Source organism: Mycobacterium colombiense (assembly GCF_001665835.1).
Classification (GTDB): domain Bacteria; phylum Actinomycetota; class Actinomycetes; order Mycobacteriales; family Mycobacteriaceae; genus Mycobacterium; species Mycobacterium colombiense_A.
The window spans coordinates 60,307-84,312 of record NZ_LZSX01000057.1; the positions used below are offsets into that span (position 1 = coordinate 60,307).

The 24,006-nt window shown below is 68.7% G+C and carries 22 protein-coding genes, 1 pseudogene and 1 riboswitch; of the genes and pseudogenes, 14 read left to right on the forward strand and 9 right to left on the reverse strand.

The window, feature by feature from the left end:
- Positions 1-98: 98 nt before the first annotated feature.
- Positions 99-845, reverse strand: coding sequence for an MBL fold metallo-hydrolase (locus A5760_RS11525; RefSeq protein ID WP_064880746.1), 747 nt, complete (start codon positions 843-845; stop codon positions 99-101).
- A 74-nt stretch (positions 846-919) separates the two neighbouring features.
- Between A5760_RS11525 and fgd the strand changes: the two genes are divergently transcribed.
- From fgd to A5760_RS11540, 3 genes are read left to right on the forward strand one after another with little or no spacing between them, the layout of a single operon-like run.
- Positions 920-1,930 carry a glucose-6-phosphate dehydrogenase (coenzyme-F420) gene (gene fgd / locus A5760_RS11530; protein ID WP_064880748.1) on the forward strand — a complete coding sequence of 337 codons (1,011 nt, stop codon included), beginning with the start codon at positions 920-922 and terminating at the stop codon, positions 1,928-1,930.
- 37 nt (positions 1,931-1,967) lie between these two features.
- A complete protein-coding gene (gene pta / locus A5760_RS11535) occupies positions 1,968-4,025 on the forward strand; it encodes a phosphate acetyltransferase (RefSeq protein WP_064880750.1) in 2,058 nt (685 codons plus the stop codon).
- Between the two features lie 29 nt (positions 4,026-4,054).
- Entirely contained in the window at positions 4,055-5,191 is a 1,137-nt protein-coding gene (locus A5760_RS11540; RefSeq protein WP_155764304.1) for an acetate kinase, read from the forward strand.
- Here the strand turns inward: A5760_RS11540 and A5760_RS11545 are convergent.
- Both A5760_RS11545 and A5760_RS11550 read right to left on the reverse strand, forming a co-directional pair.
- Positions 5,180-6,364 carry a DUF1501 domain-containing protein gene (locus A5760_RS11545; protein ID WP_064880754.1) on the reverse strand — a complete coding sequence of 395 codons (1,185 nt, stop codon included), beginning with the start codon at positions 6,362-6,364 and terminating at the stop codon, positions 5,180-5,182. The genes A5760_RS11540 and A5760_RS11545 overlap by 12 nt on opposite strands.
- 11 nt (positions 6,365-6,375) lie before the next feature.
- Complete coding sequence (locus A5760_RS11550; protein WP_064880756.1) at positions 6,376-7,692, reverse strand: DUF1800 domain-containing protein; 1,317 nt, start codon at positions 7,690-7,692, stop codon at positions 6,376-6,378.
- A gap of 145 nt (positions 7,693-7,837) precedes the next feature.
- Here A5760_RS11550 and A5760_RS11555 point away from each other — a divergent pair, with 145 nt between their 5' ends.
- The gene (locus tag A5760_RS11555) at positions 7,838-8,695 is read left to right on the forward strand and encodes an endonuclease domain-containing protein (RefSeq protein ID WP_064880758.1); all 858 of its coding nucleotides are present in this window, start codon (positions 7,838-7,840) and stop codon (positions 8,693-8,695) included.
- Between the two features lie 106 nt (positions 8,696-8,801).
- Here the strand turns inward: A5760_RS11555 and A5760_RS11560 are convergent, their stop codons facing one another.
- Genes A5760_RS11560 through glnX form a run of 3 tightly spaced genes read right to left on the reverse strand, consistent with a single transcriptional unit; the run spans position 8,802 to position 13,380 of the window.
- Entirely contained in the window at positions 8,802-11,084 is a 2,283-nt protein-coding gene (locus A5760_RS11560; RefSeq protein ID WP_064880760.1) for a serine/threonine-protein kinase PknG, read from the reverse strand.
- A complete protein-coding gene (locus A5760_RS11565) occupies positions 11,084-12,061 on the reverse strand; it encodes a glutamate ABC transporter substrate-binding protein (RefSeq protein WP_064880762.1) in 978 nt (325 codons plus the stop codon). The genes A5760_RS11560 and A5760_RS11565 overlap by 1 nt, the downstream gene beginning before the upstream one ends.
- The gene (gene glnX, locus A5760_RS11570; RefSeq protein WP_064880764.1) at positions 12,061-13,380 is read right to left on the reverse strand and encodes a protein kinase G-activating protein GlnX; all 1,320 of its coding nucleotides are present in this window, start codon (positions 13,378-13,380) and stop codon (positions 12,061-12,063) included. Before glnX ends, A5760_RS11565 begins: the two co-directional genes overlap by 1 nt.
- Before the next feature lie 140 nt (positions 13,381-13,520).
- Between glnX and A5760_RS11575 the strand changes: the two genes are divergently transcribed.
- Entirely contained in the window at positions 13,521-14,153 is a 633-nt protein-coding gene (locus A5760_RS11575) for an NUDIX hydrolase (protein WP_064880766.1), read from the forward strand.
- Here A5760_RS11575 and thiE read toward each other — a convergent pair.
- On the reverse strand, positions 14,125-14,808 hold the full coding sequence (thiE, locus tag A5760_RS11580) for a thiamine phosphate synthase (RefSeq protein WP_064880768.1): 684 nt from the start codon (positions 14,806-14,808) through the stop codon (positions 14,125-14,127). The genes A5760_RS11575 and thiE overlap by 29 nt on opposite strands.
- A 37-nt stretch (positions 14,809-14,845) precedes the next feature.
- Positions 14,846-14,982, forward strand: a riboswitch (TPP riboswitch).
- A 1-nt stretch (position 14,983) separates the two neighbouring features.
- On the opposite strand from thiE, the gene thiO reads away from it, so the two are divergent.
- The 4 genes from thiO to A5760_RS11600 are packed head-to-tail and all read left to right on the forward strand — an operon-like array spanning position 14,984 to position 17,768.
- On the forward strand, positions 14,984-16,006 hold the full coding sequence (thiO, locus tag A5760_RS11585; protein ID WP_064880804.1) for a glycine oxidase ThiO: 1,023 nt from the start codon (positions 14,984-14,986) through the stop codon (positions 16,004-16,006).
- Positions 16,007-16,055: 49 nt separating this feature from the next.
- On the forward strand, positions 16,056-16,253 hold the full coding sequence (gene thiS / locus A5760_RS11590; RefSeq protein ID WP_064880770.1) for a sulfur carrier protein ThiS: 198 nt from the start codon (positions 16,056-16,058) through the stop codon (positions 16,251-16,253).
- The gene (locus A5760_RS11595; RefSeq protein ID WP_064880772.1) at positions 16,246-17,004 is read left to right on the forward strand and encodes a thiazole synthase; all 759 of its coding nucleotides are present in this window, start codon (positions 16,246-16,248) and stop codon (positions 17,002-17,004) included. The genes thiS and A5760_RS11595 overlap by 8 nt, the downstream gene beginning before the upstream one ends.
- The gene (locus tag A5760_RS11600; protein WP_064880773.1) at positions 17,001-17,768 is read left to right on the forward strand and encodes an SGNH/GDSL hydrolase family protein; all 768 of its coding nucleotides are present in this window, start codon (positions 17,001-17,003) and stop codon (positions 17,766-17,768) included. The genes A5760_RS11595 and A5760_RS11600 overlap by 4 nt, the downstream gene beginning before the upstream one ends.
- 3 nt (positions 17,769-17,771) lie before the next feature.
- On the opposite strand, the gene A5760_RS11605 is transcribed toward A5760_RS11600, so the two are convergent.
- The gene (locus A5760_RS11605; protein WP_064880775.1) at positions 17,772-18,293 is read right to left on the reverse strand and encodes a hypothetical protein; all 522 of its coding nucleotides are present in this window, start codon (positions 18,291-18,293) and stop codon (positions 17,772-17,774) included.
- 90 nt (positions 18,294-18,383) lie between these two features.
- The gene (locus A5760_RS11610; protein ID WP_064880777.1) at positions 18,384-18,911 is read right to left on the reverse strand and encodes a hypothetical protein; all 528 of its coding nucleotides are present in this window, start codon (positions 18,909-18,911) and stop codon (positions 18,384-18,386) included.
- A 338-nt stretch (positions 18,912-19,249) separates the two neighbouring features.
- Between A5760_RS11610 and A5760_RS11615 the strand changes: the two genes are divergently transcribed.
- From A5760_RS11615 to A5760_RS11635, 5 genes and pseudogenes are all read left to right on the forward strand, one after another.
- Positions 19,250-19,600, forward strand: a complete 351-nt coding sequence (locus A5760_RS11615; RefSeq protein WP_064880779.1) for a CD225/dispanin family protein — start codon at positions 19,250-19,252, stop codon at positions 19,598-19,600.
- Positions 19,601-19,609: 9 nt separating this feature from the next.
- Positions 19,610-20,035 carry a DUF2752 domain-containing protein gene (locus tag A5760_RS11620; protein WP_064880781.1) on the forward strand — a complete coding sequence of 142 codons (426 nt, stop codon included), beginning with the start codon at positions 19,610-19,612 and terminating at the stop codon, positions 20,033-20,035.
- Between the two features lie 53 nt (positions 20,036-20,088).
- Positions 20,089-21,579, forward strand: coding sequence for a M28 family metallopeptidase (locus tag A5760_RS11625; protein WP_064880783.1), 1,491 nt, complete (start codon positions 20,089-20,091; stop codon positions 21,577-21,579).
- Positions 21,576-23,045 (forward strand): M28 family peptidase, encoded by a 1,470-nt coding sequence (locus tag A5760_RS11630; RefSeq protein ID WP_064880785.1) that lies wholly within the window; start codon positions 21,576-21,578, stop codon positions 23,043-23,045. Before A5760_RS11625 ends, A5760_RS11630 begins: the two co-directional genes overlap by 4 nt.
- 37 nt (positions 23,046-23,082) lie before the next feature.
- Positions 23,083-24,006: pseudogene (locus A5760_RS11635) on the forward strand (13E12 repeat family protein); the annotation flags it as partial.

Genomic DNA, 24,006 nt, shown 5'->3' on the forward strand with positions numbered 1-24,006 from the left:
AACGGCTTTCAAGGGATATAGCACTTCCGGTATCAGCTAGCGGATGTGCTAGCAAGTTTGAGGGTCACGCAGTAGGAACTCTGGCGGTGCCGATGTGGTCACTGAGCCAGCGAGATGGCGCGTGCGGTCGCTTCCCGGATGGGGCCGCGCCACACGTCGCCGTGCCCGGGCAACAAGACCTCGGTGTCCAGCAGGGCCAGCGCGTCCAGGCTGCGCAGCGAATTCTGCTGGCTGTGGCTGAACACCGCCGGCAGCAGCTGCGGCCCGCCGCGGCGCAGCAACGGGTGCCCGGTGATCAGCGCGTCGCCGCTGACCAGCACGCCGTCCACCACGTACGAGCAGTGCCCGCTGGTGTGCCCGGGGGTGAACACCGCACTGGGGTGGCCCGGCAGGCCCGCGGCCACCTCGGCGGTCAGCGGCCGGGTGGATGGGATGCCGTCGCGAATCAGGCCGCCGCTACGCAGCACGTGCAGACCCCAGGCCGCCCAGCGCGGCCGCCAAATGCGCAGGGCGACATCGAAAACCGACGCCTGCTCCAGGTACTCCCGCTTGGCGTGCCCCACTTCGTCGGCATGGCAGTACACGTCGGTGCCGTATTCGCTGGCGAGCCAGATCGCCGAGCCCAGGTGGTCGATGTGGGCGTGGGTGAGCAGGACGGCGCGCACGTCGCCGGGGCCATAGCTCAGCTCCCGCAGCGACGACAACACGGCCTCGCGGTCGCCGGGATATCCGGCGTCGATCAGCAGCACGCCGGTGCCGTCGACGACCAGCGTCCAGTTAACGGCCTCGCCCCGAGCGAGGTACACCGTGTCGGTCACTTGAACGAGAGTCGGCGCCGATCCCATGCCCGCGAGTGTAGGAGCGACCGCAAGCGCGGCTCAGCCGCGCCCGCGATCCGCCCGAGGAGTAGAAAAGACTCGTGGCTGAACTGAAACTCGGATACAAAGCGTCCGCTGAACAATTTGCACCGCGCGAGCTCGTCGAACTCGCTGTCGCCGCCGAAGGGCACGGCATGGACAGCGCCACCGTCAGTGACCACTTCCAGCCGTGGCGGCACGAGGGTGGACACGCCCCGTTCTCGCTCGCCTGGATGACCGCCGTCGGCGAGCGCACCAAGAGGCTGGTGCTGGGCACCTCGGTGCTCACCCCGACCTTCCGCTACAACCCCGCGGTCATCGCGCAGGCGTTCGCCACGATGGGCTGCCTGTACCCGGACCGCATCTTCCTCGGCGTGGGCACCGGCGAGTCGCTCAACGAGATTGCCACCGGTTACGAGGGCGAGTGGCCGGAGTTCAAGGAACGCTATGCCCGGCTGCGCGAATCGGTGCGGCTGATGCGCGAACTGTGGCTCGGAGACCGCGTCGACTTCGAGGGCGAGTACTACCACACCAAGGGCGCCTCCATCTACGACGTTCCGGAGGGCGGCATCCCGATCTACATCGCCGCGGGCGGCCCGCAGGTGGCCAAGTACGCGGGTCGGGCCGGCGACGGCTTCATCTGCACCTCCGGCAAGGGCGAGGAGCTGTACAAGGACAAGCTGATGCCCGCCATGAAGGAGGGCGCGGAGGCGGCCGGAAAGAACCCGGACGACATTGACCGGATGATCGAGATCAAGATCTCCTATGACACCGACCCGGACAAGGCCCTGGAGAACTGCCGGTTCTGGGCACCGCTGTCGCTGACGGCAGAGCAGAAGACCAGCATTCACGATCCGCTGGAGATGGAGAAGGCCGCCGACGAGCTGCCCATCGAGCAGGTCGCCAAGCGCTGGATCGTGGCGTCCGACCCCGACGAGGCGGTCGAAAAGGTCGGCCAGTACGTGACGTGGGGCCTCAACCACCTGGTGTTCCATGCGCCCGGCCACGACCAGCGCCGGTTCCTGGAGCTCTTCGAGAGGGACCTGGCGCCGCGGCTGCGGCGGCTGGCCTGAGGGGCGGGCGAATGGTCTCCGGCGCTGTGTCAGTTCAGTGACAGCGATCTACATCGCCTCCCCCGAGCCGGAGACCGGCAAGTCGACCATCGCCCTCGGACTGCTGCACCGGTTGACCGCGACGGTCGCGAAAGTCGGTGTGTTCCGGCCCATTACGCGCTCAGACGGCGACGAGCGCGACTACATCCTGGAACTGCTCCTGACGCGGACCACCGCGGGCCTGTCGTACGAGCAGTGCGTCGGCGTCACCTATCAGCAGCTGCACGCCGACGGTGACGCCGCCCTCGCCGGCATCGTCGACGCCTACCACGCCGTGGCCGACGCGTGCGACGTCGTGGTGATCGTCGGCAGCGACTACACCGACGTGACGCGGCCCGCGGAGCTTTCCACCAACGCGCGTATCGCGGTCAACCTCGGTGCGCCCCTGCTGCTGACGGTCAGCGGCAAGGGACGCACGGCCGCCGAGATCGCCAGCGTCATCGACGTCTGCCTGGCCGAGCTGGACGCCCAGCACGCCCACACCGCGGCGGTGGTGGCCAACCGCTGTGATCCGGCCGGACTGACCGACATCGCCGCGGCCCTGCGCAAATTCGCCCAGCGCAGCTACGTGCTGCCCGACGAGCCGTTGCTGTCGGCGCCGACGGTGGCCGAGCTGGAGAAGGCGGTCGGCGGAACGCCGGTCAGCGGCGAGGAGTCGCTGCGCGAACGTGAGGTCACCGGCGTGCTGGTCGCCGGGATGACCGCCGACCACGTCCTGGAACGGCTGCGCGACGGCATCGCGGTCATCACGCCCGGAGACCGCTCGGACGTGGTGCTCGCCGTCGCCAGCGCCCATGCCGCGGAAGGGTTTCCGTCGCTGTCGTGCATCGTGCTCAACGGCGGCTTCGCGCTGCATCCGTCCATCGCCGCGCTGGTCGCGGGACTTCGGCTGCGGCTACCGATCGTCGCGACCGCACTGGGCACCTACGACACCGCCGGCGCGGCAGCCTCGGCGAGGGGCAGGGTCAGTGCGAACTCGCAGCGCAAGATCGACACCGCGCTGGAGCTGATGGACAGCCACGTCGACGTCACCGATCTGCTTGCGCAGCTTGCTATTCCGATCCCCACCGTCACCACGCCGCAGATGTTCATTCACCAGCTGACGCTGCAGGCACGTTCGGATCGCAAGCACATCGTGCTTCCCGAAGGCGACGACGACCGGATCCTGCGGTCCGCCGGACGGGTGCTGCAGCGCCGCGTCGCCGACCTGACCATCCTGGGCGACGAGGCTCGAATCCGCCAGCGTTCGGGGGAACTCGGCGTGGACTTGGGTGACGCCACGGTGATCGATCCGCGCACCAGCGGGTTGCGCGACGAGTTCGCCGACCAGTACGCCGAGTTGCGCAAGGCCAAGGGCGTCACCGTCGAGCAGGCCCGCGAGGCCATGCGTGACGCAACGTATTTCGGCACCATGCTGGTGCACAACGCCCATGTGGACGGCATGGTGTCGGGCGCCGCGCACACCACCGCGCACACCGTTCGGCCCGCGTTCGAGATCATCAAGACGGTCCCGGACGTCTCGACGGTGTCCAGCATCTTCCTGATGTGCCTGCCCGATCGGGTGCTGGCGTACGGCGACTGCGCGATCATCCCGAATCCGACACCCGAGCAGCTGGCCGACATCGCGATCTCGTCGGCCCGCACCGCCGCGCAGTTCGGTATCGAACCGCGGGTGGCGATGCTGTCGTACTCGACCGGCGACTCGGGTACCGGTGCTGACGTCGACAAGGTAAGGACGGCAACCGAATTGGTTCGGCAACGCAACCCCGACCTGCCGGTGGAAGGACCCATCCAGTACGACGCCGCGATCGAACCGTCGGTCGCGGCGACCAAATTGCGCGACTCGCCGGTGGCCGGCCGCGCCACCGTGCTGATCTTCCCCGACCTCAACACCGGCAACAACACCTACAAGGCGGTGCAGCGCAGCGCCGGCGCGCTAGCCATCGGGCCCGTGCTGCAGGGCCTGCGTAAGCCGGTGAACGACCTGTCCAGGGGTGCGCTGGTCGAAGACATCGTGAACACCGTGGCCATCACGGCGATCCAGGCCCAGGGGTAGCCGTGGCGGGCAGCAGCGACACGCGCCTGGTGCTGGTGATCAACTCCGGCTCGTCATCCCTGAAATACCAAGTGGTCGATCCGGATTCGGGCGCCGCCCGGGCGACGGGCCTCGTCGAGCGGATCGGGGAGGAGTCGTCGTCGGTTCCCGACCACGACGCCGCGCTGCGCCGTGCGTTCGACACGATGGCCGACGACGGCATCGACCTGCAGGCGAGCGGCATCGTCGCGGTGGGCCATCGGGTGGTACACGGCGGCAACACTTTCTATCAACCCACGCTGCTGGACGACGCGGTGATCGGCCGGCTCGACGAACTGTCGGAGCTGGCCCCGCTGCACAATCCGCCCGCCCTCAAGGGCATCGAGGTGGCGCGCAAATTGCTGCCCGACCTCGCCCACATCGCGGTGTTCGACACCGGCTTCTTTCACGACCTGCCGCCCGCGGCGGCCACCTACGCCATCGATCGCGACCTGGCGCAGCGGTATCAGATCCGACGGTACGGGTTTCACGGGACGTCGCACCGCTACGTCAGCGAGCAGGCCGCCGCGTTCCTGGACCGATCGGTCGGTGACCTGAAACAGATTGTGCTGCACCTGGGTAACGGCTGCTCCGCCTCGGCCATCGCCGGTACCCGGCCGCTGGACACCTCGATGGGCTTGACGCCGCTGGAAGGTCTGGTGATGGGCACCCGCAGCGGCGACATCGACCCCAGTGTGGTCGGCTACCTCTCGCACACGGCCAAGATGGGGGTCGACGACGTCGAGGCGATGCTCAACCAGCGCTCGGGGGTGTTGGGCCTGTCCGGTGAGCGCGACTTCCGCCGGCTGCGGACGATGATCGAATCCGGCGACGCCGCAGCGCAATTGGCCTACAGCGTATTCACGCATCGGCTGCGCAAGTACATCGGCGCCTACCTGGCGGTGCTGGGGCACACCGATGTCATCAGCTTCACCGCGGGGATCGGCGAGCACGACCCGGCGGTGCGCCGCGACGCCGTGGCCGGCATGGAGGAGCTGGGCATCGTGCTCGACGAGCGCCGCAACCTGGGCGGCGGCAAGGGCGCACGCCAGATCTCCGCCGACGATTCGCCGGTCGCCGTGCTGGTGGTCCCGACGAACGAAGAGCTGGCCATCGCCCGGGACTGCGTGCACGTGCTAGGCGGATAGGAAGCCGAGACTGTTTCGTCCGGTGCCGACCGAGGGCGTGGGATCGGCCCCGACCGTTCGCGCCAGCACCTCGGCGTAGATGTCGCGAAAATCGGTGGTGTACTTCAGGTCTCCGTTGTCGAGGTCGGTGAGGCTGGGCTGCTCCCCGTAGAAGCCGCCGTTGACCGGGGCACCCGCGATGAAGACGGGACCGGCCGTGCCGTGGTCGGTGCCCTGCGAGGCGTTGGCCCGCACCCGGCGCCCGAATTCCGAGTACGCCAGCAACACCACGTCGCGGCCGGCCATCTCCTGGACGAACGCGGTCACCGCCTCGTCGAATGTCTGCAGGAGACGCTGCTGGGTCCCGCGTTCGCCGGCGTGGGTGTCGAAGCCGCCCAATTGCACCGTGTAGACCCGGGTGGGGACGCGGGCCTTGATGGCCTGGGCCACCATGCTCAGCTGCGCGGACAGTGAATTGTGCTCCTTGGCGGCGGGTTTCACCGAGGCGAAGGCGGCATCCGCCGTGCGCGCGGCGCGGTAGGCCTTGCACACGGCGGCCATCGCCGGCGTGTCGCCGGGGTCGTCGTTGCCCAGCGCGGCCATCACCGCGTCGAACCTCTCCGCCTTGCCCGACGCGCCGCCCGGCGAAAGCGCCGCGGCCGTGCACCTGGCGCCGACTGCCAGCGGGGGCAGCACCGCCCCGATGTTGACCGCCCGCAGCGGATCGTCTCCGGTGGCGTCGAGCCAGCGGCCGATCCAGCCCGTCGACACCGGCTCGGCCGGTGACGCCGTCTGCCAGATGTCCATCGACCGGAAGTGGCTGTGGTCGGGCTTCGGGTAGCCCGCGCCGCGCACGATGGCGAGCCGCCCGTGGTTCCACAGCCCCGCCAGTCCCTTCATCGCCGGGTTGAGCCCGAGTTGCTGATCGAGGTGCAGGACATCGCTTGGGGCGTAGGCGAGTTCGGGCCGAGCATCGTGATAGGCGTTGTCCGCGTACGGGATCACGGTGTTGATCCCGTCGTTACCGCCGTAGAGCGTGGCGATCACCAGGACGCCGGCTCCGTCGGCCAGCGGCCGGTCCCGTGCCGCGCGCATCAGGTCCGGCCAGTTGACCGCCGCGGTTGCGGACAACAGGCCGGCCGCGCCGGCGCCCGCGCTGGCGATCAGAAATCGGCGACGGTTGATCTCGGGCATGGCTGATCTCGCTAGGACGTCAGGTATTCGGGAGTGTTGACGGCGGCCGCGACCAACTGCGCCGGTTGTCGCACCAGCGGCCGCAGCGCCCTGACAGTGCGGTCCGACCAGGAGCCGACTCCGAGCAGATAGCCGACCGCGTCGACGCGGTCACCGGCGGCCGTGCCCTCGACGCCGGAAAGGTCGCCGGCATGTGCCAGTTGGGTCGCGGCGCGCAGGCGGGTCCCGGCGCTGGCGGTCGACAGCCACACCTGGCCGCTGGGCCAGCCCCCGACGCTGGGCGGATAGAACGGGCGCTGGCCCAGCGTGCGCAGGGTCGCGTCGATCATCTTCAGCCGCTTGGGGTCGTTGACCGGCACCCGCAGGGCCCGGATGACGCCGACGAGCCATTCGGCCGGGGTATTGACCACCGCGGAGCGGCTGCCGGTGAACTCGTCGTCGGTGAGGATCGCCCGGGTCAGCGCGCGCAGGTCGCGGTTGGGCCCGTACGCGGCGACCAGTCGGTCGAGCACCGGTGGCGATGCCGGATCGTCGGACGCCAATTGTTGCCACAGCCGCCCGGCGACGTATTCGGCCGATTTGGGTTGCGCCAGCACCGCGTCGCAGAAGCCGGCGGCATCGAAGTTGCGGCTCTGCCCGAACAGCGTCTTGGCGCTCGCGTCGTGGCGTTTGGGGGCCATCGACGTCTTACCGCCGGCGCCGATCACCCATCCCGTCAGGGCCCGCGCACCGTTGCGCACGTCGCTCTCGGTGTAGCCGTTGCCATGTCCCAGCGCGAACAGCTCCATGAACTCGCGGGCCAGGTTTTCGTTGGGTGCTTTGGCGGTACTGCTCTGCGCGTCCAGCCAGCGCAGCATCGCGGCGTCGGTCAGCATCGCGTACGCCAGGGCGCGAAAATCACCCAGCGACCCCGCGCGCAGTTTCTGATTCTGCGCGCCCATGTACGCGGCGACCCGCACCTTCTGCGCCGACGTGGCGAAGTGGTTGTGCCACAACAGGGTCAGCTTTTCGTGCACCGGCTGCCGCACGTCGACCATGCGACGTATCCACCAATCCGACAGCACACCCAGCTGTTCGGTGACCTGCTGGTTGTACTGCTTGCGCGCGGCGGGCGTGGCGCGCTTGCCCGGCGGACTCGGCGCGGCCAGGGCGGGCATCGGGGTCGCGACCGCGCCAGGGTCGGCGTCGGGATCGGTGGCCAGCATCGCATCCACGTGGCCGGGCCAGTCCCGGCCGAAGGCGGCGTCGACCTCGGGTCCGGTCACCCCGAACCCGGCCCGGCGCAGCATGCGTGCCGTCGTCAGCCACGCGGTGGACTGGCCTGCCATGCGATAACTGTGCGGTGTTTAGCTGAAAATTTGCTGTGGCTTCTTGCGATTCGCTTGAGCCCCTGGCAGGAGGCGTTTTCCGGGGCGCGTTGAATCTGTGCACAGGCGTACTCGCGGAGCCCGGTCGACGTGCGATGGTCGCCGCATGAGAGATGCGCCGCTGATCGGTAGCGAGGAGCTGGCGTCCGGACGGCTGAGTCGCCATCGGCTTCGGGCGACCTACCGGCCGATCTTTCCGGACGTCTACGTGCCCGAGCACGTGGTGCCGTCGCTGCGGGTGCGCACCTGGGCGGCGTGGTTGTGGTCGGGACGCAAGGCGGTCATCGGGGGAGCGGCCGCGGCGGCGCTGCACGGCGCGCAGTGGATCCCCGACGACGTTCCGGTTGAGCTGATACACACCAACACGCGTCCACCGGACGGGGTGCTGACGCGTCGCGAAACGCTGGGTGTTGGCGAGACGCAGCTGTACGACGGGCTCGCCGTCACCACAGCCGAACGAACGGCGTTCGACATCGGCCGCCGCGGGGCCGTGCGCTCGGCGGTCGTTCGACTCGACGCGCTCGCCCGCGCAACGGGTTTCAAGGTCGACGACGTGGTGCGGATCGCCAAGGCGCACCCGCGCACGCCCGGGCTGCGGCGACTGGAGGCCGCGCTCGACTTGGTCGACCCGGGTGCGCAGTCGCCGCGGGAAAGCTATCTGCGGCTGCTCCTCATCGACGCCGGCCTGCCCCGGCCGCAGACCCAGATTCCCGTGCTCGGGGCCGACGGCCTTCCGGTCGCCTACCTCGACCTGGGCTGGCCTCAGTCGATGGTCGCCGTGGAGTACGACGGCGACCAACACCGCACCGACCGCAGGCAATACGTCAAAGACATTCAGCGCATGGAGATGCTCGAGCAGCTGGGGTGGCTCGTCGTCCGGGTCGTCGCCGAGGACCGGCCCGCCGGCATCGTGCGCCGGGTGCGCGCGGCGCTGGCGAAATCGACTGTGAATCCTTGGCTTTGAGTGTGAACCCACGGCGGGGTTTGTCGGCGTGTCGCCGCCCGGTGTTCACACTCAAAGCCAAGGATTCACACTCGACGCAAGCCGGGGCCCGGCCCAACCCGAACCCCTAGAACGTACTGGTGGGGCGGACCCGGTTCGCCATGTCGACCAGCGCGTAGCGGTGCCGCTGGGTCGGGGCGACGCGGGCCAGGTTGCGCAGCGACGCCTCGACGCCCAGCCGCAAGCCGTGCTCGGTGAACGGGAATCCGAGGATGTGGTTGGTGCTCGCCTTGTTGTCTTCCAGCCAGTCCATCGCACAGCCCAGCACCAGCGCGCGGATCTGCAGCACGCGGGGCTCGGTGGGCGGCAGCGCCTCCACCCGCCGGGCCGCGTCGCGGATGTCCTCTTCGGTGATCTCGCTCTTGGTCCGGCCGGACAGCAGCGTCACCGCGCTGGTCAGCCGCGCGGTGGTGAAGTGCCGGGAGGTGGCCGGCACCTCGTCCAGCGTGCGCACCGCGGCGGCCCGATCCCCTTCCGCGGACAGCGTTCTGGCCAACCCGAACGCGGCCGAGATCACCCCGTCGTTGGTCTTCCACACCGTCTCGTAGAACTTGTGGTCGTCGACGTCCCCGGCCAGCTCAGCGGTCGCGGCCAGCGCCAACTTGGGTGCCAGCTCGCCGGGGAACGTGTCCAGCACTTCGATGAAATGCATTGTGGCCGAATCGTAGTCGCCGGTGAGCAGCTCGGCGACGGCTTTGTACCACACCAATCGCCATTGCCAGCCGACCCGCTCGGCCAGGTCCTCGAGCTTGCGGGTGGCCTTGGCCACGTCGCCGAGATCCAGCAGCGCGCGGACCTCCATCAGCGGCAGCTCCACCGACTCCGACACCTCGACGCCGTCGGCGTCCAGCGTGCCGTGCCGGGCCGCGCGCAACGAGTCCAGGGTCTGCACCGGCTGGGACAACACCGTCGCCTGCAGGACGGGGGCAGCGACGTCGGCCGGATCGACCAGCGGAACCTGCAGTGCGGTAACGATTTCGCGGGCGGTCAGCTTCTCCGAGTGGACCTGACCGTCCAGGTATACGTCGGTGTGGGCGACCAACAGGTCCACTCCGAACGTCGAGCGGCTGGGGCTGAAGATGGTCGACAGGCCGGGCCGCGGCACCCCGCTGTCGTAGGCGACCACCTCGCGCAGCACACCCATCAACTGGGCGGACATCTCCTCGGTGCTGCAGAATCGGCGCCGCGGATCGGGGTCGATGGCACGGCGCAACAACCGGCGGAAGGAGTCGTAGGTGGTCAACACCGGGTCGTGCTCGGGCAGGCCGTCGACGTAGCGGCCGTTGCGCGTCTGCAGGTTCAGTGTGAGCGCGGCCAGCGTGCGGCCCACCGTGTAGATGTCGGTGGCGACCGTCGGGCCGGTCCGCACGATCTCGGGCGCCTGGAAACCCGGTGTGCCATAAAGGTATCCGAATGAATTGATCCGTGACACCGCGCCCAGGTCGATCAACTTGAGCTGCTCTTCGGTGAGCATGATGTTCTCCGGCTTCAGGTCGTTGTAGACCAGGCCGATGGAGTGCAGATAGCTCAGCGCGGGCAGGATTTCCAGCAGGTAGGCGACGGCCTCGGCGACGGGTAGCTTCTCACCCTTCCCGTGCCGGAGCGGCTGACCGCCGACGTACTCCATGACGATGAGCCCGATCGGATTTCCTTGCTGGTCGACGTGCTCGACGAAGTTGAAGATCTGCACGATCTGCGGGTGGACCACCTCGGCCAAAAACTGTCGTTCGGCCATCGCGATCGCCTGCGCCTCCGCGTCGCCGGAGTGCACCAGGCCCTTGAGCACCACCGGCCGGTCGTTGACGTTGTGGTCGACCGCCAGATACACCCAGCCCAGGCCGCCGTGCGCGATGCAGCCCTTGACCTCGTACTGGTTGGCGACGATATCGCCCGGATTGAGCTGCGGCAGAAACGAATACGGGCTGCCGCAGGACGGGCACCAACCCTCCGACGTGCCCTTGGCCTTCTTGCTGGACCGGCCGACCGGTTTTCCGCAGTTCCAGCAGAAGCGCTTGGACTCCGGGACTACCGGATTGGTCATCAGGGCTTCGCGCGGATCGATGTCCCGTCCGCGCGGGATCTCGACCAGGCCCCCGCCGAGCTGCCGGACCGCCGGCAGCGATCGCGTCGCCACCGTCATGCGGTCCTGCGGATCGTCTAGGGCGCCCAGCGAGATGTGCGGAAAGTCGTCGTCATCGTCGTCGTCGAAGTCGGGACGGAACAGGGCCTGGGTGGCCTGCAGCCGTCCGGTCGCCGCGCCACCGGTCTGGACGTCGGCCGGCTGGGTGCCCGGGCCCACGTCTTCCGGGCCGGATTCCGGCTGCTCGGATTGCTTATCCGGCTCGGCCATCAGTCCAGATACCTCGGTACGGGTGGGGCCGGCGCGGGCCCGAGCACCGTCAACCACTTGCGGTACAACGTGTTCCACGTACCGTCGCGGCGGATCCGTTCCAGGGTTCCGTTGACGAACCGCACCAGTCCGGTGTTGTTCAGATTGACCCCGATGCCGTAGGGCTGGGTGGCCATGTTCGGCCCGACGATGTGCAGGTAGGGGTCCTCTTCGACCAACCCGGCCAGGATCGAATCATCCGTGCTGACCGCGTCGATCTCGCGCTGCTGCATCGCCACCAGGCAGTCGGCCCAATTGATTACCGACACCACCACCGGTGGCGGGTCGATCTGCTGGATGCGGTGCAGCGACGTCGTGCCCTTGGCCACGCAGACCCGCTTGCCGGACAGGTCGGCGACCTTGACGATCGACGAGTCGCGCGGGGCCAGGATGCGCTGGTTGGCGTCGAGGTAGACGGTCGAGAAGTTCACGTCTTTGCGCCGGTCGCAGGTGATGGTCATGGTCTTGACCACGACGTCGACCTCCGAGCGCTGCAGCGCGGTGACCCGTTCGTCCGACGCCAGGATCCGGTACTCGACGTGGGACGGCGCCCCGAAGATGTCGCGCGCGATCTCGCCGGCGATGTCGACGTCGAAACCGGTGATCTCACCGGTGATCGGGTCGCGGAAGCTGAACAAATTGCTGCCGATGTCGAGCCCGACGATCAATCGGCCCCGGGCGCGGATGTCGGCGACCGCGGCGTCCGCCTCCGCCTTGGTGGCGAAGGGCCGCAGGCTGGCCGTCAGGTCGCAGTTCTGATTCGGGCCGTCGGGCGGCAGTGGCGGCTGGGGCGGCAACTGCTCCATGCCGACCGGTGTCGGCGGCGGCAGCGTCGGCACGCTGGCTACCTGCAGCGATTCCGTGTGTCCGCAACCCGCCAGCACCACCGCGACGGCGGCCACGGTGCACGCCCGGCGAAGCAGGGGCAGGCGGATCATCATCGATACTCTTTCAGCCTCGGCCACAGGCCCAGCGCCACCGCGATGGCGGCGCCGAGGCTGAGCACCACGCCGCCGACCTGGGCGCCGGACAGCCCGCTGCGCGCGTTGATCACGTCGTTGCGCAGGTGGATGCGGCCCTGGTCCATGGCCTTGACCAGCTCGTCTTCCAGCTTGTCGAACGCCGGAGTGGAGTCCTCCTCGCTGCTGCCCAGCGCCACCTGGGTGGCGGCCCGGTAGTTACCCACCGAGATGTAGGAGGTGATCCGGTCGTTGGCCTGCCGCCAGCGCAGCAGCAGCTGATCGGCGCCTTCCAGGTCCGGCTTGTCCACGGCGTCGCTGCGGGACATGTACTGGTCGAGTTGGCGGTGCATGGAATCGAGGCGCTGATAGAACGACTGCTTGCGTTTCTCCTCGTCGCCGCGACGGATCAGCGACAGCGTCTCGTCGGCGCGCGCCTGCTGGGCGGTGATCGCGACGTTGGTGACGGTCTTGAGGGATTCCGCGGCAGTGTCCTTCGCGCTACGACTGGCCGTCGTAGAAATGGTCAGCGCAGTTCCAACCCAAACCACCATGACGAGAATAGCGAGTGCGCCGACCACCAGCCCTGGGTTGATTCGGCGCCGCGTGCGCCGCGCCAGCCAGCGGTGCGAGAACGCGCCGAAGATCACGGTGGCGCCGACCACCATGATGACCGGCGCCGGGATCTGCGTCGACGCGGTGGTCTCGGCGTCCACCCGCTCCGACGTCGCCTGATACAGCTTCGCCGCGTCGGGCAGGATCGTCGTTTGCATCAGCCCCGACGCCTCCGACAGGTAAGACGACCCGACCGGGTTGCCCTCCCGGTTGTTGGTCCGGGCGATTTCGATCAGGCCGGTGTAGACGGCCAGCTCGGCGTTGATCCGGCCCAGCAGCTGGATCAGCGGCTCGTCGGTGAGGCCGCTCGAGGCCCGCGTCACCGCGACGGACGCGTCGGTGATCGCCTGCTCGTAGCGCTGGCGAACCGGCTGCGGCTCGGCCTCGGCGATGAACGCGGTGGCCGCGGCGGCATCGGCGACCGACAGCGTGGTGTAGAGCCGCCCGGCGGCGAACGACAGCGGCTCGGTGTGGTTGAGCACCGTGGTGAGCACCTGCTGCCGGTGGTTGATGGTGGTCGAGGTGGCGAAGGCGCTGATCCCGCCGAGCGCGGCCAGCACGATCCCGATGGTCAAGATGCGGCCCGGCGTCGTCGAGATGAACCACCAGCGTGGATGAGCCGGTTCGGCCGGTGACCGCGATCCCTGCGGCTCGGTCGACGGGTGCGCCAGCTCAACCGTCACGTCTTATCAGCCCTCATCTCTCGGCCATTTCGTTTCGCTGCACGGACCTCTATAAGCGAAGTCTAAGAGCATGTTCGGGTGGATGGGTGGAGGCGGACGCAATTGACGACGCCCAAACCAAGTCTGCATATCCTGAATCCGTGCAGGGCGACGGTGACGGTTGGGTGATCTCCGACAGCGGCGCCCATTACTGGGGTCGGTTCGGAGCGGCGGGTTTGCTGCTGCGGGCCCCGCAGCCCGACGGCACCCCCGCTGTGCTGCTGCAGCATCGCGCGGTGTGGAGTCACCAGGGCGGGACGTGGGGGCTGCCCGGCGGCGCCCGGGACAGCCACGAAACGCCGGAGGAGACCGCGGTCCGCGAAGCTAACGAGGAGGCCGGGCTGGTCGGTGAGCGGCTCGCCGTGCGCGCGACGGTGGTCACGGCCGCGGTCGCCGGGATCGCCGGCACGCAGTGGAGCTACACCACCGTCGTCGCCGACGCCGATGAGTTGCTGCACACCGTGCCCAACCGGGAAAGCGCCGAGATGCGCTGGGTCGCCGAAACCGAGGTGGCCGACCTGCCGCTGCATCCCGGTTTCGCGGCCAGCTGGCAGCGGCTGCGCACCGCGCCGGCGGTGTTGCCGCTGGACCACGGCGACGAGCGACGGCAATACCTGCCGCGCACCATCGAGATCGAGGCCGGCGTCTTCGTCTGGTGCACGCCCGGTGATGCAGGCCAAGAACCCTCGCAGCTGACCCGCCGGCTCAGCTCGCTGCTGCCAGCGCCGAGCTGAGCCGCCGCGCCGCGGCCCGCGGGTCGGGGGCCGCGGTGATCGCCCGCACCACCACGATGCGTCGGGCGCCGGCGTCGAGCACCTCGGGCAGCCGCCGCTCGTCGATGCCGCCGATCGCGAACCACGGCTTGTCGGTTCCGAACTCGGCGGCGGCACGCACCAGTCCCAGGCCCGGCGCCCGGCGGCCCGGTTTGGTGGGCGTAGGCCAGCACGGCCCGACGCAGAAGTAGTCCGCTTCGCCGAGCGCCGCCGCGGCGGCCTGCTCGCGGTCGTGGCTGGACAGCCCGAGCAGCACGTCCGGCCCGGCGATGTCGCGGGCGACGGCCGGCGGCAGGTCGCCCTGCCCGAGGTGCAGCACGTCGGCGCCGGCCGCGCGGGCGATGTCGGCGCGGTCGTTGACGGCGAACAACGCGCCGTGCCGGCGGGCCGCGTCGGCCAGGATCTGGCACGCCGCCAGCTCCTCGCGCGCCTCGAGCGGGCCGAACCGCTGCTCACCGGCCGAGCCCTTGTCGCGCAGCTGGATGATGTCCACGCCGCCGGCCAGGGCGGCGTCGGCGAACTCGGCCAAATCGCCGCGTTCGCGGCGCGCGTCGGTGCACAGATACAGCCGCGCGCCGGCCAGGACGGAGAGTCGCGTATCAGTAGGACGCTGCACACCGTGACGCTAGCGCGCTAGCGTGGAGCCGAAGAGAACTACTAGACACGGGAGTCCCGGGTAGTCGACTGACTGCGGGGCTGAGAGTGGGCACAGCCGGACCCTTCCGGACCTGCCCTTACCGTCACACCTGATCCGGGTAATGCCGGCGAAGGGAGGCTCGACAATGACCGGGATGCCCTCGGGGCCCCCGCTGGGGTCGCTGGCCGTCATCGGCGGTGGCGTCATCGGGCTGGCGGTGGCTCGCCGCGCCGCGCAGGCCGGGTGGTCGGTGCGGGTGCATCGCAGCGACCACAAGGGCGCCTCCTGGGTCGCCGGCGGCATGCTGGCGCCGCACAGCGAGGGCTGGCCCGGCGAAGAGCGGTTGTTGCGGCTGGGCATGGAATCGCTGCGGCTGTGGCGCGAGGGCGGCTTCCTGGACGGGCTGCCGGCCGAGGTGGTCACCGCGCGCGAGTCGCTGGTGGTGGCCGTCGACCGCGCCGACGTCGAGGACCTGCGCACCATCGCGGAATGGTTGTCCGCCCAGGGGCATCCGGTGGTCTGGGAGTCGGCCGCCCGCGACGTCGAACCCCTGCTGGCGCAGGGCATCCGGCACGGCTTCCGGGCGCCCACCGAACTGGCCGTGGACAACCGCGCGGTGGTGGAGGCGCTCGGCGCCGAGTGCGAGCGCCTCGGGGTGGCGTGGGCGCCACCGGTCCGCGACCTGTCGGGCGTCGAGGCCGAGGCGGTGGTGATCGCCAACGGCATCGACGCGCCGGCGCTGTGGCCCGGCCTGCCGGTGCGGCCTGTCAAGGGCGAAGTGCTGCGCCTGCGGTGGCGCAAGGGTTGTATGCCGTTGCCGCAGCGGGTTGTTCGCGCCCGCGTGCACGGACGGCAGGTGTACCTGGTGCCGCGCGCCGACGGGGTGGTCGTCGGGGCCACCCAATACGAACACGGGCGTGACACCGCCCCCGTCGTGTCGGGGGTGCGTGACCTGCTCGACGACGCGTGCGCGGTGCTGCCGGCGCTGGGTGAATACGAGCTGGCCGAGTGCGCCGCCGGGCTGCGCCCGATGACACCCGACAATCTGCCACTGGTGCACCGCCTGGATGCGCGGAGGCTGGTCGCCGCCGGCCACGGCCGGTCGGGGTTCCTGTTGGCGCCCTGGACGGCAGAACAGATCGTTTCCGAACTGGCCCCGGTGGGAGCACACCGATGATCCGCGCAGCGACGGTGCTTCAGCGAAGCGATGAGGAGGAGCGGCGCCAATGATCGTGGTGGTCAACGAAAAAAAGGTCGACGTCGACGCGCACACCACCGTCGCCGCGCTGCTGGATTCGTTGGGTTTTCCGGACCGTGGCGTAGCGGTGGCCATGGACGATGCGGTGATACCGCGGTCTCGTTGGGCCACAGAACTTTTCGATGGTGCCCGGCTCGAGATAGTGACGGCGGTGCAAGGTGGCTGACTCGAAACTGACGATTGGCGACCGCAGCTTCGCGTCGCGGCTCATCATGGGGACCGGGGGAGCGAGCAACCTCGCGGTGCTCGAAGAGGCGCTGGTGGCCTCGGGCACCGAACTGACCACCGTCGCCATCCGCCGGGTCGACGCCGAGGGCGGCACCGGGTTGCTCGGTCTGCTCAACCGGCTGGGCATCACGCCGCTGCCCAACACCGCGGGATGCCGCGGCGCCGCAGAGGCGGTGCTCACCGCCCAGTTGGCGCGCGAGGCGCTGAGCACCAACTGGATCAAGCTCGAGGTGATCGCCGACGAACGCACGCTGCTGCCCGATGCCGTCGAATTGGTGCGAGCCGCAGAGCAATTGGTCGATGACGGGTTCGTCGTGCTGCCCTACACCAACGATGATCCGGTGCTGGCGCGCCGGCTCGAGGACGCCGGATGCGCGGCGGTCATGCCGCTGGGTTCGCCGATCGGCACCGGCCTCGGCATCACCAATCCGCACAACATCGAGATGATCGTCGCCCGGGCCGGCGTTCCGGTGGTGCTCGACGCCGGCATCGGAACCGCCAGCGACGCCGCGCTGGCGATGGAATTGGGTTGCGACGCCGTGCTGTTGGCCACCGCGGTGACCCGGGCCGCCGATCCGGCCGCGATGGCCGCCGCGATGGCCGCCGCCGTCACCGCCGGGTATCTGGCCCGGCGCGCCGGACGGATCCCGAAGCGGTTCTGGGCGCAGGCGTCGAGCCCACAGCGATGAGTCGTTATGTCGCGCTGGGCAGTTCGATGGCCGCAGGTCCGGGCATCCGGCCCCGCGCCGCGGGGGCTCCGCGGTGGTCGGGCCGATCGGCACGCAACTACGCGCACCTGATCGCGCGGCGATACCAGCACGACCTGGTCGACGTCACCTTCTCCGGGGCGACCACCGCGCAGGTGCTCGCCGAGCGCCAACGCCGCGCGCCACCGCAGATCACCGCGCTGGACGGCACCGAGAGCCTGATCACGGTGACCATCGGCGGCAACGACGTCGGCTACATTCCGCTGTTGATGGCCGCGTCACTGCCGCGTCCGCTGCGTCACGTGCCGCTGCTGGGGGATCGCATCGCCGAACTCCTGGATCGCGAGGCGCGGGATCGCGCCCTGGACGCGGTGTTTGAATCGCTGTGCGCGGTCGGCCGTGCAATGCGCCAGCGATCGACCCGGGCACGGATTTTCTTCGTCGACTACCTGACGACGCTGCCGCCGCCGGGCGTGCCGGCGGAGCCGCTGTCACCCGCCGATGCCGACCTGGGCCGGCACGTGGCCGCCACGCTGGAGACGATGACGGCCGACGCCGCCGCGGTGACCGGTTGCGAAATCATCCGCGCCGGCGCGGCGGGCCGCGAACATCACGCATGGTCGGCCGAGCCCTGGACGACGCGGCCGGCCCGCTTCGGTGTCCCGCTCCCGGGACGTCCCGCTCCGTTGCACCCGAACGCCGCCGGGATGCGCGCGGTAGCGGATCTGATTGCGGCTCAGCTGTAGGCGTCAGCCGTTGGTGCGCCACCACTGGTAGAGCGCGCTGACATCGGAATTGGCTGCGGTCAGGTGACCCAGCACGTTCTTGGCATCGGTGGTCCAGGTCAACGTCGCGTAGTTCTTATAGGTGCCGCACGCGATCTGGCCGCCCGTCTGGCCGTTCTGCTTCCAGGTCCCCGGCGACGCCCCGGCGTCCCCACACGCGGCCAGGGACACGTCTTTGATGGTGGAACTGAAGGCGGAGCCCAGATTCGTGCTGCTGGAGAAGAGCGCGTAAACGCCGGATCCCGGTCCGTTGGAGTCGGGGCTCTGCCCGCACACCAGTTCGGCCAGTTCGCCGGTTTCGGAGAGCTCTTGCGGCTTGCAGTTGTTCAAGCCGTAGCCCTTCGACAGCGAGGCGGCCAGCGTGTTCATGTCCGACGCGTTACCGGTGTTGGGTTCGGCGTTCGCGGCGCCAACACCCGCGAAAGCCAAACTGCCTGTGAAAGTTGCGGCCGACACGACTCGCAGCGCGGTGTTCCAGTGTGACATTTTCCTGACTCCCTGCGGTTGATGGAAATAAAGAGGGGCGAACGTATCTCGGTATCGGTTCACGGAATCGGTTGCGGCACAGCGGGAACCTCACCCATTGGCGCGCCACCACTGGTAGAGCGCCGCAACGTCGGTGTTGGACGCGCGCAGGTAACTCAGCGTGTTGTTGGCGTCCGTGGTCCAGATGATCTCGGCGCCGTTTTGGTAAGTGCCGCAGGCCGCCTGCCCGGCGCTGGCGGTCGAACCGTCCTTGTGCCAGTTGGACGGCGACTGGCCGGCATCCCCGCACGGCGTCAGGACGTCTTCTTTGATGGTGGCCTTGAACGACGTGGCCAGATTGTCGGCATTGGTGAACAGCACGTACTTGGCCTGCACCGGGCCGCGCGGGTCGGGGCTCTGCCCGCAGGTGAGCACCGCCAGTTGTGTGCTGCGGTCGATGTTCTGGGCGGTGCAGTTGTTCAGGCCGTAGCCCTTCGACAGCGAGGCCGCAAGCGTGTTGATATCCGAAGCGTTCCCGGTGGTGGCCGGATCCGCGCTCGCCGGGCCACCCGCTAAGGCCAAACCGCCGGTGAGCACCGTCGCCGTCGCCGCCCTCAGCACGTTGCTGAAATCAGACATGAATGGCTCCTTAACGGCCGCTTCTAAACACGGATAGTAGGGCTATGTCGTGGTAATGCAATACATTCCGCAGGCAATTGTCTGTGTGGGCATCCTTCCTCGGCTGGGCACGCAGAGGCCCAGGAAAATGATAGTGCCGCGCCGGTGGTTGCGCAGGACCATGAATTATGTTGAGGCGGTGTTGTAATCCCGACTTTGGGCGAATGCGGTGATGCCGCCGGCCCGTTGCGGCCAGCGCCGGCAAAACGAGTTTTGTTCATTGCTAGTGCCGATCTGAGTCCGCTCGGGTATGGTTAGCACCGCTTTACGCCAGCTAACTTCTCTCGACTGGAGAATCCATGACACAACCCCCTCCTCCGCCACCGGGTTATCCGCCACCGCCCCAGCCCGGTTATCCGCCGCAGCAGCCGGCCGGCCAAGCGCCGAATAACTATCTGGTGTGGTCGATCCTGGTCACCCTCTTCTGCTGTCTGCCCTTCGGAATCGTGGCGATCGTCAAGTCGAGCCAGGTCAATGGGTTGTGGGCGCAGGGCCGCTACGCCGAGGCGCAGGCGTCCGCCGAAAGCGCCAAGAAATGGGTGATCTGGTCGGTGGTCGTCGGCGTCGTCGTCGGCGTCATCTACGGCATCCTGATGGCGGTCGGTGCGCTGAACACGAACACCAACGCGGCACTCGCCGCGATGTTCTAATAGCTGATCATGGTGACCCGCTGGGGGGCGGCGCACGCGAATCTGGGTGCACCACTGGTGGTGGCCGCATCCACGACGTTGATGTGCGCTGCCATCTGGGCGGGTGATCCGACCACCCCGCACGGCCCGTTGCCGGTATGCCCCACCAAGGCGTTGTTGGGGATCGACTGTCCCGGCTGCGGCAGCTTACGCATGGTGTATTCGCTTATGCACGGCAATCTTTTGGCGGCCGCCAGGTTCAACGCTTTGGGTCTGGCGGCTGTCGTGCTGTTGCTGTGGACGTACTTCTCCTGGACCTACGGGCGCCTGGTGGGCCGACGGATCCGTGGCTGGCAGCACCGGCGCTGGGCCGCGGTCGTGACACTGTCGCTGGTGCTGGCCTGGTTCGTGGTGCGCAACATCCCCGTCGCGCCCTTCACCGCACTGTATGTCTGATACCGCCGTGTCCTGAACCGGGCCGCTCAGGCCGCGGTCTAACCTGGGGCGCGATGGTGAACAAATCCACGACGATTCCGGCGTTGGTCGCCGTGGTCGCCCTGACCGCGTTCTCAACCGGCTGCTTCCATCGGTCGTCTGGCTCGCAGCAAACACCCGTGGCCGCGGGCGCATTTGCCTCGGCATTGCGCGACAAGGTCACGGCCGACGCGATGATGGCGCACCTGTCGAAGCTGCAAGACATCGCCAACGCCAACAACGGCACCCGGGCGGTGGGCACATCCGGATACGAGGCCAGCGTCGACTATGTGGTAAACGTCTTGCGCGGCAGTGGATTTGACGTGCAGACGCCCGAATTCTCGGCGCGGGTGTTCCACGCCGACAAGCCGGTACTCACCGTCGCCGGCAAGACGGTGGAGGCACACGTACTTGACTTCAGCCTGGGCACCGGGCCGGAAGGGGTGAGCGGGCCGCTGGTCGTCGCACCGGCGAACAACCTAGGCTGCGCGGCGTCGGACTACGCGAACCTGCCGCTGCAGGGCGCGGTGGTGTTGGTGGACCGCGGCACCTGCCCGTTCGCCCAGAAGGAAGACGCCGCCGCACAGCGCGGCGCCGCGGCGATGATCATCGCCGATAACGTCGACGAACAAGAGATGGGCGGCACGCTCGGGCCGGCCACCGATGTGAAGATGCCGGTGCTGAGCGTGACCAAGTCGGTGGGCGTGCAGCTGCGCGGGCAGCCGGGGCCAACCACGATCAAGCTCAACGCCAGCGCCCAAAGTTTCCGGGCCCGCAACGTGATTGCGCAGACCAAGACCGGCTCGGCTACCGACGTGGTGATGGCGGGGGCGCACCTGGACAGCGTGCCCGCCGGGCCGGGCATCAACGACAACGGCTCGGGCGTGGCCGCGGTGCTGGAAACCGCTGTGCGGCTGGGAAGTTCGCCTTCAGTGCACAACGCGCTGCGGTTCGGCTTCTGGGGCGCCGAGGAACTCGGGCTGATCGGATCGCGCAACTATGTCGAGTCGCTGGACCTGACGGCGCTGAAAAACATTGCGCTGTACCTGAACTTCGACATGCTCGCGTCGCCGAACCCCGGCTACTTCACCTACGACGGCGACCAGTCGTTGCCCGCGGACGCTCGCGGCCAGCCGGTGGTACCCGAGGGTTCGGCCGGCATCGAGCGGACACTGGTCGCGTACCTGAAGTCGGCCGGAAAGACCGCGCAGGACACCTCGTTCGACGGACGGTCCGACTACGACGGATTCACCCTGGCAGGGATCCCCGCCGGCGGCCTGTTCTCGGGCGCCGAGGGCAAGATGTCCGCCGACCAAGCCAAGTTGTGGGGCGGGACCGCCGACCAACCGTTCGATCCCAACTACCACCAGCAGACCGACACGCTCGACCATGTCGACCGCACCGCGCTGGGAATCAACGGTGGCGGCGTGGCTTACGCGATCGGTCTCTACGCGCAAGATCTCGGCGGGCATAACGGGGTCCCCGTCATGGCCGACCGCACCCGGCACGTGCTCAACAAGTCATGATCTCCCGGCTGGGCGCGACGCTGCTGTTGATCGCCGTGTTGGCCGGTTGTTCGGCGACGCGGCCGGGTACGCCGACGGCGACGCCGGACCTCGGGCACAGTTTGGCCAAAAAGGTGAACGCCGAGGGCATGCTGACGCACCTGCGTGCCCTGCAGAACATCGCCAACGCCAGCGGCGGCAACCGTGCGGACGGAACGCCGGGCTTCAACGCCAGCGTCGACTACGTCGCTAAAGCCCTGCGCGACAAGGGTTTCGACGTACAGATACCGCAGTTCGACCGGCTCTACACCGTGTCCTTGGGTAAGCCGGCGGTGACCGTTGCGGGCCGCACCTATCCCGTCGACCAGGCCTCGCTGCTGGTTCAGACGCCGCCCGGCGGACTCACCGGACAACCGATCCGGCCGACGCGGCCGTCGGGTTGCGCACCCAACGACTACCCGGCCGTGGTGCCCAGGGGTGCGATCGCCGTCGTCGATGACGCCCAGTGTTCGGTGGTCGACAAACAGAACAGCGCGGTGGCCAAGGGCGCCAGTGCCCTGATCGTGCTCAGTTCGCCCACCGGGCGGGGAGCCCCACCCACGCTGTTCACCACCGGCTACTTCAAGCGGCTGACCGTGCCGGTCGCCGTGCTGGGTTCCTCCGGCGCCGCCGCGCTGACGGGCTCCACCGCACCGATACGTCTGGTGCTGGATGCACAGAACGTCAAGATCACTTCCCGAAACGTCGTGGCGCAGACCAAAACCGGGTCGGCCCATGACGTCGTCGTGGTGGGTGCGCACCTGGACGGCTCGCGCGCCGGACCCGGGATCAACGACGACGGCTCCGGGGTGGCCGCCGTCCTGGAGACGGCGCTGCAACTGGGCCCGCTCGCTCCGGTGAACAACGCGGTGCGGTTCGTGTTCTGGGGCGCCGATGTAGACGGCCGCAACGGCGTACTGGACTACGTGTTCGGCATGGACCGCGAGCAACTCAACGACATCGCGCTGTACTTGAACTTCACCATGCTGGGTTCGCCCAACGCCGGATTCTTCACCGACGACGGCGATCAGTCCGGCCCGCCCGGGCCCGGTGTCTCGCCCGCGGACGTGCCCGAAGGCTCGGCCGGCATCGAACGCACCCTGTCCGGTTATCTGAATCTCTCCGGCAAGCGGCCCGCGGAAATGCCATTGGACACCAGGGCCGACTACCACCCCTTCATGATCGCGGGCGTGCCGGTCGGCGGTATGACCACCGGATCCTCGCAGCCGAAAACCCCCGTGCAGGCCCGACTATGGGGCGGCCAGGCCGGTGTGCCGTTCGATCCGAACTTCCAGAGCCCACGCGATACCGTCGACAACATCAACCGGGAAGCGTTGGCGGTCATGGGTTCTGGCGTCGGTTTCGCCGTCGGCAGCTACGCGGAGTCCATCGGTGGGGTCAACGGCGTGCCGCCACACAACAAGAGGCATCGCACGCGGGTGCCGTAACGGCGGCTTGTCGGTGGCAACCACTAATATCGAACCTATGTTCGAATGGTGGTATGCCTCCCGTCCGACGCCCGAGTCGGCCGCGCTGCTCGACCGGGTGCGCGAGGCGGGGCGTGCCGAGGCGCGCGCGGCCGCCGAGCGGCTGGTCGCCGCCGGTGACTTGTTGGTGTTGCGTTGCCGGGAGTCGGGGGAGCGCGCGGACTGGTCGGCGGACGCGTGGGATGCGGTGGCCGCCCAGTTGGGTGCGGCGTTGGGGTGCAGCGTGGCGATGGGGCACAGCTCTGCGCTATGCGATGGCGATGCGCGACCGACTGCCGCAGGTCGGCAAGGCCTTTCGGGCCGGCCTTATCGATTACCGGTCGTTTCAGACGATCGTGTTTCGCACCGAGCTGATCACCGATGCCGACGTGCTGACCCGCGTTGATGCGCAGGTTGCGGCTCTCGTCTCGCGGCGCCCCTCGCTGACCCGCGGTGGGCTGGGTGCGGCCGTGGACCGGGTGATCGCATTAGTTGATGCCGATGCGGTGCGGCGCGCCAAGGACGCGGTCAGTGATCGCTACGTGGATGTGCTCGCCAATGAGTCGGGGATGGCGTATCTGACCGGAAGCGTCTTGGGCGCCGACGGGCGGGCCCTGGATCGCCGGCTCGATGAGTTGGCCGCCACCGTGTGCGACGCCGATCCTCGCACCGTCAAGCAGCGGCGCGCGGATGCGTTGGGGGCGTTGGCCGCCGGCGGTTCGCGGCTGGTGTGCGGCTGCGGCCGTTCTGACTGCGGTATGGGCGCGTCGGCGCGTAAGGGCAATGTGGTGATCCACGTGATCGCGGAGCAGGCCAGCGTGGAGGGCAAGGTGTCGACGCCGGGTGTCTTGCCCGGGGTTGAGGGCCTCATCCCGGCCGAGGTGGTCGCGCAGCTGGCCGCCGCGCCGCGGCTGGTGCCGCTGATCGCACCGACCGCCGCCGA

Excerpts from the sequence above, each read along its gene's own strand:
- A5760_RS11630 (WP_064880785.1), top strand. The coding sequence starts at position 21,576 with ATGATCTCCCGGCTGGGCGCGACGCTGCTGTTGATCGCCGTGTTGGCC.
- thiO (WP_064880804.1), top strand. The coding sequence starts at position 14,984 with ATGCCCTCGGGGCCCCCGCTGGGGTCGCTGGCCGTCATCGGCGGTGGC.
- thiS (WP_064880770.1), top strand. The coding sequence starts at position 16,056 with ATGATCGTGGTGGTCAACGAAAAAAAGGTCGACGTCGACGCGCACACC.
- A5760_RS11550 (WP_064880756.1), bottom strand. The coding sequence starts at position 7,692 with ATGGCAGGCCAGTCCACCGCGTGGCTGACGACGGCACGCATGCTGCGC.
- A5760_RS11525 (WP_064880746.1), bottom strand. The coding sequence starts at position 845 with ATGGGATCGGCGCCGACTCTCGTTCAAGTGACCGACACGGTGTACCTC.
- A5760_RS11600 (WP_064880773.1), top strand. The coding sequence starts at position 17,001 with ATGAGTCGTTATGTCGCGCTGGGCAGTTCGATGGCCGCAGGTCCGGGC.
- A5760_RS11620 (WP_064880781.1), top strand. The coding sequence starts at position 19,610 with ATGGTGACCCGCTGGGGGGCGGCGCACGCGAATCTGGGTGCACCACTG.
- A5760_RS11625 (WP_064880783.1), top strand. The coding sequence starts at position 20,089 with ATGGTGAACAAATCCACGACGATTCCGGCGTTGGTCGCCGTGGTCGCC.
- A5760_RS11560 (WP_064880760.1), bottom strand. The coding sequence starts at position 11,084 with ATGGCCGAGCCGGATAAGCAATCCGAGCAGCCGGAATCCGGCCCGGAA.
- A5760_RS11565 (WP_064880762.1), bottom strand. The coding sequence starts at position 12,061 with ATGATCCGCCTGCCCCTGCTTCGCCGGGCGTGCACCGTGGCCGCCGTC.
- A5760_RS11555 (WP_064880758.1), top strand. The coding sequence starts at position 7,838 with ATGAGAGATGCGCCGCTGATCGGTAGCGAGGAGCTGGCGTCCGGACGG.
- A5760_RS11545 (WP_064880754.1), bottom strand. The coding sequence starts at position 6,364 with ATGCCCGAGATCAACCGTCGCCGATTTCTGATCGCCAGCGCGGGCGCC.
- A5760_RS11610 (WP_064880777.1), bottom strand. The coding sequence starts at position 18,911 with ATGTCTGATTTCAGCAACGTGCTGAGGGCGGCGACGGCGACGGTGCTC.
- A5760_RS11615 (WP_064880779.1), top strand. The coding sequence starts at position 19,250 with ATGACACAACCCCCTCCTCCGCCACCGGGTTATCCGCCACCGCCCCAG.
- A5760_RS11605 (WP_064880775.1), bottom strand. The coding sequence starts at position 18,293 with ATGTCACACTGGAACACCGCGCTGCGAGTCGTGTCGGCCGCAACTTTC.